This is a genomic window from Ruminococcus sp. 1001713B170207_170306_F1 (assembly GCF_015668065.1).
In the GTDB taxonomy this organism is placed as follows: Bacteria; Bacillota; Clostridia; order Lachnospirales; family Lachnospiraceae; genus Blautia_A; species Blautia_A faecis.
The window spans coordinates 135,137-146,488 of the sequence record NZ_JADPEX010000001.1 but is presented as its reverse complement, the minus strand read 5'-3'; the positions used below and the strand labels follow the sequence as shown (position 1 = coordinate 146,488).

Annotated in this window: 6 protein-coding genes; all 6 read left to right on the top strand. The window is 44.8% G+C overall.

Going from position 1 to position 11,352, the window contains the following annotated elements:
• Positions 1–116: 116 nt before the first annotated feature.
• Positions 117–2,195, top strand: coding sequence for an ATP-dependent DNA helicase RecG (gene recG / locus I4V84_RS00645; RefSeq protein ID WP_195991029.1), 2,079 nt, complete (start codon positions 117–119; stop codon positions 2,193–2,195).
• Between the two features lie 275 nt (positions 2,196–2,470).
• Positions 2,471–2,983, top strand: a complete 513-nt coding sequence (locus tag I4V84_RS00640; RefSeq protein ID WP_195991028.1) for a DUF6465 family protein — start codon at positions 2,471–2,473, stop codon at positions 2,981–2,983.
• 229 nt (positions 2,984–3,212) lie between these two features.
• Positions 3,213–4,661 carry a tRNA (N6-isopentenyl adenosine(37)-C2)-methylthiotransferase MiaB gene (miaB, locus tag I4V84_RS00635; RefSeq protein WP_118578058.1) on the top strand — a complete coding sequence of 483 codons (1,449 nt, stop codon included), beginning with the start codon at positions 3,213–3,215 and terminating at the stop codon, positions 4,659–4,661.
• A gap of 340 nt (positions 4,662–5,001) precedes the next feature.
• The gene (locus I4V84_RS00630) at positions 5,002–6,090 is read left to right on the top strand and encodes a GGDEF domain-containing protein (RefSeq protein ID WP_195991027.1); all 1,089 of its coding nucleotides are present in this window, start codon (positions 5,002–5,004) and stop codon (positions 6,088–6,090) included.
• A 57-nt stretch (positions 6,091–6,147) separates the two neighbouring features.
• Complete coding sequence (locus tag I4V84_RS00625) at positions 6,148–7,689, top strand: diguanylate cyclase (protein ID WP_195991026.1); 1,542 nt, start codon at positions 6,148–6,150, stop codon at positions 7,687–7,689.
• Complete coding sequence (locus I4V84_RS00620; protein ID WP_195991025.1) at positions 7,686–11,300, top strand: ATP-binding protein; 3,615 nt, start codon at positions 7,686–7,688, stop codon at positions 11,298–11,300. Before I4V84_RS00625 ends, I4V84_RS00620 begins: the two co-directional genes overlap by 4 nt.
• Positions 11,301–11,352: the final 52 nt, after the last annotated feature.

The window sequence follows — 11,352 nt, the reverse complement described above, 5'->3', positions numbered from 1 at the left end:
AGCAGGAGATATTGCTCTGGGTAAAGTGAAATAAGTATGGAAAATTGACAGTCTTTGTTGTAAAATAATGAGAACGCTTTTCGGGTAAATGAAGAAAGACCCGGAAACAGAGATGAATGATCAGAAAGAGAGGAAAAACAGTGGCAAAGCTTCTTCGGGAACTAAAAGGAGTAGGAGAAAAGACGGAAAAACTATTTCAGAAGATCGGTATCACCACAACAGATGATCTGCTCCATTATTATCCAAGAAATTACGACTCATATGAGGCACCGGAGGAAATTGGTTCTTTGAAGGAGAACTCCGTGGTGTCTGTTCGTGGAACTGTCACTGCCGGAGTCTATGTAAACAGGATCCGTAATCTTCAGGTGATCTCCATCACTGTGGCAGATACCACCGGAAAACTTCCTGTGGTATGGTTTAATGCCCCCTACTTAAAAAACACTCTGAAAAAAGGCAGCTGCTTTATTTTCTGTGGCAAAATCTCCAGAAAAAAAGGTCATCTGGAGATGGAGCATCCGGAGATTTTCACACCCGCAGCTTATGAAGAAATCCTTCACAGCATGCAGCCCATATACGGACTTACTGCAGGGCTTACAAACAAACTGATAATCAAGCTGATGCATCAGATCCTGGATGAACAGAGCCTGCAGACAGAATTTCTCCCAGATGAGATTAAGGAATTTTATCACTTGGCAGATGATAATTATGCTATTTCCACTGTCCATTTTCCAGGCAATATGCAGGAACTTCTGGTGGCACGAAAACGCCTTGTGTTTGACGAATTTCTTTTGTTTATTCTGGCAGTACAGATCCTGAAGGGAAAAACAGAAGAAGCTCCTAACGCTTTTCCCATGAAGCCGGTATGGATCACAGAACAGGTTATGGAAGGTCTTCCTTATCATCTGACAAAGGCGCAGCTAAACGCCTGGCATGAAATCGAAAGAGACCTTTGCGGGCATACCCTTATGTCCCGGCTGGTTCAGGGCGACGTTGGAAGCGGAAAAACGATTCTGGCTTTTCTGGCAATGATCCTTACTGTGGAAAATGGCTATCAGGCAGCATTGATGGTACCCACAGAGGTACTTGCAAATCAGCATTTTGAAGCATTTACAAAGCTGATAGAGGAACAGGAAATTTCATCCTGCCATCCGGTTCTTCTTACTGGCTCAACCACCCAGAAAGAAAAAAGAAGAATCTATGGAGAAATCGCATCCGGGGAGGCAAATGTGATCATTGGAACTCACGCCCTGATCCAGGAAAAAGTGGTGTACGAGAATCTTGGCCTTGTGATCACCGATGAGCAGCATCGCTTTGGCGTGAAGCAAAGAGAGGCACTGACTACCAGGGGAAATGCGCCGCATGTGCTGGTTATGAGTGCCACTCCCATCCCCAGAACTCTTGCGATCATTGTATACGGGGATCTGGATATTTCCATTATAGATGAGCTTCCTGCCATGCGTCTCCCGATTAAGAACTGTGTAGTTGGCACGTCTTATCGCCCGAAAGCCTACTCCTTTATAGAAAGGCAGGTGCGGGAAGGGCGCCAGGCGTATGTGATTTGCCCTATGGTCGAAGAAAGTGAGGGGGCAGATGGGGAAAACGTGACGGACTATACAGCACGGCTGAGGGAGATTTTCCCATCAGACATCACCATTGGAATGCTCCATGGAAAAATGAAGCCCAAGGAAAAGAATGGAATCATGGAACAGTTTGCAAGGGGAGAAATCCAGGTGCTGGTGTCTACTACAGTAGTGGAAGTAGGGGTAAATGTGCCAAACGCTACGGTGATGATGGTAGAAAATGCGGAGCGGTTCGGACTTGCGCAGCTTCATCAGCTGAGAGGGCGTGTTGGACGTGGGGCGTATCAGTCTTACTGTATTTTTATGCAGGGAAATGAAGAGGAAGAGACCTCCAGAAGACTGGAGATTTTGAATAAATCGAATGATGGATTTTTTATAGCAGGGGAGGATCTGAAGCTTCGGGGACCGGGAGATCTGTTTGGAATCCGTCAGAGCGGACAGCTGGAGTTTCGGATCGGAGATATTTATCAGGATTCGGATATATTGAAGGCTGCCAGTGATGCTGCGGGAGGAATCCTGGATCTTGACAGGGAGCTGGAACTGCCCCAGCACGAAAAATTGAAAGAAAGATTGAATGCTTATATGAAATATGACCTTGAGAACCTTGGATTGTAAGGTTTTACAGGGAAATAGATGACGAAAAAAATAAGAAAATACATCCTTTTTTTGGTAATAACTGTGCAAGAAAACAAAAATTATCAGGATTTTAAGATTTGTACCCGAGGATTTCCTGAAATTAACAGGTTTTGTTTGTATACTTTTACCTATGAATTCAGAGAAATGGTTTGTCAAGGGGGATTTTATCAGAACTTGCAAAAAAAATTGATTCGTAGTATTCTATCATAGAAGCGAAAACGAAGATTATATTCACCGTCAAGGAGGCTATTATAATGGCTACGAAGAGAACTACAAAAAAGGCAGAAACAATGGCGGCCAAGAAGGCTGCTAAGACTGTGGCTGAGGTTAAAGCTACAGCTGCAGCAGAGGTAAAGGCTGAGCCAAGTAAGGCAGAGGCTGTTAAGACAGCTGTTGTTGAGAATGTGAAAGCAGCTACAGAGACTGTTAAGGCTGCTACTGAGAGCGTTAAAGAGACTGCGAAAGAGGCTGTTAAGGAGACTGCAAAGGCTCCGGCTAAGACAGCTGGGAAGGCAGAGGCTAAGAAGCCTGCTGTTAGAAGAACTGCTAAGAAGGCTGCTGTTGCAGCTGAGGAGATTTTTATTCAGTATGCAGGCAAGGAATTCACTACTAAGGATGTAGTAGCAAATGTGAAAAAGGCCTGGACAGAGATGACCGGAAAGAAAGAAGAAGATATCCAGGATATTAAAGTTTACGTTAAGACTGAAGAGAATAAGGCATATTATGTAGTAAACGGTGAAGCAGAGGGACATTACGTAGAGCTGTAATTTCCCCTATATGAATGGCTTCAGGGAGTGTGTGTGCGTTCCCTGAAGCCTTTTTTTTGTTTCAAGGGACGTGAGAGGAAGTGGGTGTCGTCTGGGGGAGTATAATTGTATAGGTGGTGTGGGGAAATAAATTGCTGGACAAAAGGGGGTAAATAGGATAAAATATTTAGATATAGACAGGAGTAGCCCCTTGATTTGACAAGGGGTCTTTTTATGAAAGGAATAAAGTATGTTTAATGAAATTGATTTCAGTAAGATAGATACGAGTATTACACCGCCTCAGGATGATACAGAGCGTCAGTATTATTATATGGCGAAGCTGGCTGAGATGGTGGCTTTGAGGGAGCGGGAGCTGGGACGGCGGATTACTTATTGTCTGCAGACGTTTGGGTGTCAGATGAATGAGAAGCAATCTGAGGTTGTCGCAGGGATTATGGATGAGATTGGTTTTAAGAGACAGGAAACAGAGGATGCGGATGTTGTGATTTATAATACCTGTACGGTTCGTGAAAATGCCAATCTTAAGGTGTATGGTCGCCTTGGTAAGCTGCATAGTCTGAAGAAGTCTAATCCGGATATGAAGATTGCTTTGTTTGGGTGTATGATGCAGGAGAAGCAGGTTGTGGATAAGATCCAGAAGGATTATCCATTTGTCAATCTGGTGTTTGGAACCCATAATATTTTTAAGTTTGCAGAGCTGTTTTATGAGATGGAGAATCGTGACAGCCAGCTGATCGATATCTGGGAGGGTACGGATAAGATCGTGGAGGAGCTGCCTACAGAGCGTAATTATTCTTTTAAGTCCGGTGTGAATATTATGTTTGGATGTAATAATTTCTGCAGTTATTGCATTGTGCCTTATGTAAGAGGGCGTGAAAGAAGCCGTGAGCCGGAGGCGATTGTGAAAGAGATAGAGGCTCTGGTGGCGGATGGCGTTACAGAGGTTATGCTTCTGGGACAGAATGTAAACTCTTATGGAAAGACTTTGAAGGATCCGGTGACTTTTGCACAGCTTCTTGAGAAGGTGGAGCAGATCGAGGGGCTGAAGAGAATCCGGTTTATGACTTCTCATCCGAAGGATCTATCTGATGAGCTGATCGAATATATGAGTAAGAGCAGGAAGGTGTGCCATCATCTGCATCTGCCTATGCAGTCTGGCAGCAGCCGTATCCTGAAGATCATGAACCGGCATTATGATAAGGAGAAGTATCTGGGACTGGTGGAGAAAATCCGTACAGCGGTGCCGGATATTTCCCTGACTACAGATATTATTGTAGGTTTCCCGGGTGAAACTGAGGAGGATTTTCAGGAAACTCTGGATGTAGTGGAGAAATCTGATTTTGATACTGCATTTACCTTTATCTATTCCAAGAGAAGCGGCACTCCTGCGGCGAAGATGGAGGATCAGGTTCCAGAGGATGTGGTGAAGGATCGTTTTGACCGCCTTCTAAAGCTGGTTCAGGAGAAAGGAAGAGAAGTCTCTTCCAGATTCCAGGGCGAGGTTCAGGAAGTTCTTGTTGAGACGGAGAGCAAGGAAAAGGGTATTTTCACAGGAAGAACCCAGTATAATCTGCTGGTTCATTTTCCAGGAACCCCGGATCTTCTTGGCAAGTATGTGAATGTGCGTCTGGATACCTGTAAAGGCTTCTATTACATGGGAACAAGAGTGGAGGATTAAAGCACCTGCCGAATCGTTACAAAAGATTTATATATCAGATTTTTTGATTCTGTAATCCTGACTATGAATAAAAAGCAATATTTGGCAAAAAGGCTACTGTCACTTCGTGACCAGTAACACGCTTTGCGATGCGCAGAAATCATGCATTCGCATGATTTCGTGCTGAGATTCCCGGACTTCCTGTGAACTTTGTTCGTAAAAAACACCTCGCAGAACGTTACCATTGAACCGTAAAGTAAAAAGCGCAAATAATATAAATAATTACAAAAAAGGTTGCATTTTTGTGATAAATAGTGCAATATTATTATATTGAACACTCGTGGGAAAGGCGGCACCTGTAATGTTTAAAGGGCTGTGCAGGAAATTTAATGCATTGTTGAGGAAAGAAGCAGTTCATGAGAATGAGCCTCAGCGTATATTGTTCCTTCTCAGAATTATATTGTTGATTCTGGGACTTTATTTTCTGATCATTCCGTTAGTATTCTGCATTGTGGGACCGAAGACAGAGGTCTGGACAGGATATATTTTCGCAGCAATGGCGGTTGCTGCTTTTTATGCAACATACCGGCTGAAGGTACACACCAGTGTGCTTGTCTGCAGCGGTCTGCAGCTGGCATGGATAATTGTGTTTGTTGTTCTCTATGGATGGGACTGCGGTATTCAGCATCTGATGTTTGAGATGCTGGTACTGGTATATTTTGCTGTCTACAATTCTCTTGTGTATAAGGTCAGCTATACAGTAGTTCTGTTTGCAGTACGATTCAGCCTGTTTTTGTACTGCAGGGTAAATATTTCTGTTTTTGCCCTGACAGAAACGGCTACAGTTGTATTACAGATCATAAATACCATTGTGACGTTTGTGCTTATGGCCGTAGCGTGCAGTATGTTCAGCTCCAATGTGGAATCCGCGGAGAAGAAACTGGTGCTGTATAATGAGCAGCTGAAGAAACAGGCAGGGACAGATCCGCTGACAGGTTTGTGGAACCGCCGTCAGATGATACAGTACATTACGGAGAAGCGCAGGAAAGAGCCTGTTATGGCGTTTACCATTGGTATGGGCGATATTGATTTCTTTAAGAGAATTAATGACCACTGGGGACATGACTGCGGAGATGCGGTACTGGTATGGATCACACAGCACATGAGCCGGGAATTGGGTGAGCATGCCAAATTGTGCCGCTGGGGAGGCGAAGAATTCATCTTCTTTTTCCCGGATATGAACGGAGACGAAGTATGCCTTATGCTCAACACTCTTCGCATGAAGCTGGGCAACGATCTGTTTGACTGGAGGGGAGAATGGATTCCGGTTACTATGACGTTTGGCGTGGAGGAGAATGATTTCAAGTCCAATATAGACACCTTGCTGAAAAATGTGGATGCGAAACTTTATATGGGCAAAGAACAGGGAAGAGACCGGGTGATCTATTAAACTCACCGGGTCTTTTGTCGAATTAACAACAGTAATAAGCAGGAGAATAAAACTTGTATGTATACAGTTGAAGAAATAAAAAATAAAGTAAAAACAGGAACCTGGACAAAAGAGGATGTGGCACGCTGTGTGGAGGAGCTGAAGCAGATATCGGATTTTACTGTTTATACAGAAGAAATCTATTATATAAGTTATGGGATTTTTGCCTATAATTTTCGGGAATATGCTTATCCTCTGATCGAAATCTGCCGGGAGGCCGGAGTTCACATGGAGCGTTCCAAGGAGAAATCCAGACTTTATCTTGCCCTGGTAAGACTTTATTTCTGCCTTGGTTTTCCCCCGAAGATTGTGGAATATGGCCTGAAATATGCCAATTCCGGATTTACCTTAAGATCCCCTCTGAAATCCGTTTATAACACTATCGTAGCCGCTTTTTCAGACTGTGGACTGTTTTTTGAGGCGGATTTTTATCTGGAGAAAATGATGGATATTTCCAGACTGGATCCCTGTGACAGCAGTGTGGATTTCTGGAATTCGGATACTTTAAATGAGCTGGTCTATTATGACAGCAAGGTTTATGTGAAGCTGGGCATGGGAGATGTTGCAGGCGCGGAGCAGGCGGCAGTGGATATGCAGGCGATTCTTACAGAACGGGAGATTCCTGAAGATGGCAGAGCTTTTTTCCTGCTTCAGAAGGAATTTACGGACTTGTACCTTCGTCTTTACCAGCAAAAAGACAAGGCGGTCATTGCGGAAGAATTTAACAGCTATATAAAGAAAATGGAAGCCGGGGAGGGTGCCAGGGATACCTTAAGCTTCTGCGTCTGCTATTTCGGAGAGTTCCTTCAGGTAATGGCGGAGGAAGAACGCTGGGACGATATTATACGTATTGGCAATTACATTAAGAATGCCAGAAATTTCAGTGGAAGCTTCTGCCCGGTTTATAAGCTTATGCGCACGGCTGCATACGGAAGTGACCGGGAAGAGCTTCGGAGACAGATACCGGAATTCGAGAGAATGTATCTGGAGTCTCTGGAGCAGGAGAAGGAGAATTACGACCAGATGGTACGTCTCCTTACCCGTGAGGAGCTTCGGATTGAACGCCTGAAGGTGTCCATGGAGAAGGATGCCCTTACCGGCTGTCTGAACCGTGCGGCTTTTGACCACAACAGCAAGCGCTTTATGAAGAATCATAAGAAGGGCAGCCTTGTATTTATTGACCTGGATTATCTGAAGCTGATCAATGACTGCTATGGCCATGAAAACGGAGACCGTTACCTGGTGTGTTTTGCAGAGAATATGAAGTGTGCTATGGACAGGCAGGATCTTCTGTACCGGTATGCAGGAGATGAGTTCCTTATTTTGTCTGCACTGGAGCCGGAGCAGATACAGGAACGGCTAAACGAAATTCTGGAAAAGAGCCCGATTCATTTTGATATTAACGGAGAAATCCGCAACATCAGCTTTTCCTATGGCATTGTGGCATTTGAGGAAAAAAAGGGAAAAATCGCAGATTTGGTGAAGGAAGCGGATCAAAGAATGTATCAGTGCAAGAGCCGGAATCATGAGCGTATTTCCAAAAGAGGTGCGGCGGAATGATCACGCGGGAAAATATTATTCATTTTTACACCAAATACAAAGAAAATCTGAAGACGGAAGATCAGATTCAGGAGAATCTGCTGAAGGCAGAAGACCAGGAGGCGTGGATCGAAAATCTGAAGAACAAATCCAGAATGATGCGCCGGCTTTACATTGAAAATGAGGCACTTCTGAATCTGTATATCCGCCCCTTCCTTGACGGAGAGGCGGAGCTGAACGAGGAACTGGCAAGAGAATTTCTGCATCAGATCCGCATGGCCGATGAGGAGGGCTATGAGGATAACCTTGCCATGCTGGAAATTCTGGAGCTTCTGGATAGATATTTTCAGAAAAGTGATGATCTGGACTCTTATATCTGGACCCTGAATCTTCTGGGAAATTTTTATAACCGTCCCTTCAGTGATGAAGATGGAAAGAAAGGAGCCATGTATTTTGACAGACTGCGGGCACTTTCTTCCAGATATTTTGAGATTGAGGATTTTGACGTAAGGAAGCGAATCCTTTTTTCCTATTATAATTTTCCGATAGTGTTGATGAACTTTAATCTGGACACGTCCAAGGAGCTTTTGCAGTACATTGATGAGGCAATGGAATTTTATAATGATGAGAAAGTTCGGGAATTAGACGGAGAGCGGTTTGATTTTGATGAACTGATCGAAGAACTGAATTATGATCTTCTTGGAAATTCAGTCCTGAGATTTACCGTGAGGGAGATTGATCCGGAGCTTCTTTCCAGAGCATCCCGGGTTCTGGAAGAATATTATCAGCGTGAGCTTGAGAAGAATCCGGAGCCCTACGAAATGCTGGATGAAATATACTGTAATTATAAGTCCTGTCTGTTCTATCAGGGTAAGATAACCTGCACAGAGCTTCTGGAGGATTACCGGAAATTCTGTGAACACAGTATGGAGCATGACGATCTGGATAGCCAGGAGGGAGTGCCTTTTTCTGACAGCCGCTATTTTCAGGTTGCGATCAACCATCTGCCGACGATTCTGGAATTGTTGGAGAAATATGCGGATGAATATCACGGAGCACCAGATCTCCGTGATTTTTGTGTATCCAATTATGTGCATGCTATTCGCAGGCTTTCCAGAACAGAAAACGATACCTTTGTAAATGATGTAGTATGGCGTTCTCTTAGGGATGTGTTGAAATATATTACCGGAGATGAAATAAACACCCTGGTTCTTATGCAGATCATGGTAAGCCGGGATGAGGGCACTGCCATGCACAGTGCAATGGTGGAGCAGATTGCCAGGCGAATTCTGAATATAGTGATGAAAAAGCGGCCGGAGCTTCTGATTGGAACCTTTGGTTATGATAACGTGGTGGAAGTGCTGGAAAATCAGGAGACCATTCTGGACTATGTTTCCCAGTCCGCACAGCTTCTGGATATTGGAATGATCAGACTTGCCTCTATTGTGAACAAGCAGTCACGGCAGCTGACCCAAAGAGAAAAGAATGATATTCTCAGCCATCCCTGTGAAGGTGCTAAATTCGTTGAGGAGATTCCGGCTCTTCGCAAATATCGGGATGCTGTTCTGGGACATCACAAATCCTGGGATGGAAAAATAGGATATCCGGCAGATTTTGACAATACCAGGTCAAATGAGCGTATTCTTATTGAAATACTGCATATCAGCGATTGTCTGGATGCAGCCACTGACTTTGTGGGACGAAGCTACAAGAATGCCAAGAAGCTGGAACAGGTAGCGGAGGAGTTTTCCTGGGGAAAGGGTTCTGTTTATTGTCCGGAGCTGGTGGAGCTTCTGGAAGAGGACAAAGAACTGCAGGCAGATCTCAGATATCTGCTGGGAGCGGGACGCATCCGTACCTGTTATTCTGTATATGGAAAGGCAGTAGACCAAACTGAAATAGAAGAAAGCAGGTTGTTTACAGATATTGAAAACTGGGAAGCCAGCAGCCGGAAGCAAAGTGATGAAGAGGGAGATACGATTCTCGATTTCCTTCACAAAAGCGGAAACGAGAGCCGTCAGCTTCTTGGAGCACTGGCAAGGAATTCTCTGATCATTTTGTATGTGGATATGATGTCCGGCGAATACAAGGTATACTACCGCGGAAACCAGAGACTTCTGGATAAAAAGATTCCGGACGGTTATTACGGAGACTTCCTGAAAGAATATCTGGCGCCAAACTGCGAACCGGGTGATTGGGAAAAAGTACGGCTGAAAATCAGACTGTCAGAGCTTTCCCGTATATTTCTGGAGCAGGAGGGCAGCTATGAGTGTGAAGCCCGGATCCGGGCAAAAGATGCTTACCGCTGGGTGCGGTTCCAGTTTATCTGCCTGGACGAGGAAAATGTTATGCCTGGCATGATGACTGTGATCGCGACAGATGTTCAGGAAAGCCACAGCAGAAATGAACAGCTGATGAACAGTCTGAAGGAGGCATATCAGTCTGCAGAAGAGGCAAACAAGGCAAAAAGCATTTTCCTCAGCAGTATGTCCCATGACATTCGCACTCCTATGAATGGAATCCTTGGTATGACCCAGATCGCCATGAATCATCTGAACGATCCTGCGCGTATTCTGGATTGTCTTCAGAAGATCGACGATTCTTCCAGACACCTTCTGGAGCTGATCAATGAGGTTCTGGATATGTCGAAAATTGAGAGTGGGGATACGACGCTTCATGAGGAACCACTGTACCTGAGCAAAACCATGAAAATTGTGGATGGAGTATGCCGTCAGGCAGCTGTTGATAAACGACAGATTTTCGATATGGATATAGAAGAAATCCGGGACGATCATGTGCTGGCAGATCCGGTAAGACTCAGGCAGGTTTTGATCAATCTGATTTCAAATGGAGTGAAGTACACGCCTGAGCATGGATGTGTGCAGGTAAAGGTAACCCAGGGCAATAGCTTTGCAGAGGGCAAAGCAAGCTATTCTTTTGTGGTGAAGGACAATGGAATCGGCATGTCGGAAGAATTTCAGAAGAAGCTGTTTGAGCCTTTTTCCCGCGAAGATAACAGCATGACAAATGCTACCCAGGGAACTGGACTGGGACTTTCTATTGCCAAGTCTATCATTGCGCAGATGGGTGGAAGTATTGAGGTAAAGAGCATTCAGGGGAAAGGTACGACTTTTCTTGTGCGGCTGGATCTGAAGCTTGTGGAAGAAGAGAAGGAGGCTGATCAGGCCTTACTGGCAGCAGAGGCTGGTGAAGAGAAGGAAAAGGATCCGGGCTTTTTGAAGGGACGCAGGATCATGCTGGTGGAGGACAATGAGCTGAACCGGGAGATTGCGTACGAGCTTTTGTCCGAATCCGGTCTGATCGTGGATGTGGCAGAGAATGGACAGGATGCGATTAAGCTTCTTGGAACCCGGCCGGAGAATTATTATGAACTGATCTTCATGGATATTCAGATGCCGGTGATGAATGGTTATGAGGCCACGGCAAATATCCGTGCAGGAAAGAGCGATTACTGGAAAAATATTCCGGTGATCGCCATGACCGCAAATGTGTTCCAGGAGGATGAGAGCCGGGCTGCAGAGTGTGGAATGAGTGATTATGTAACTAAGCCTATTGACATGAATGTGATTTATTCTGTCCTTGAAAAATGGCTTCGGGGACAGAAAGGATGATGTGTGCCAGTACCTGCCAGAGCTTTTTATATACTCTGGCAGCAGACCGGAA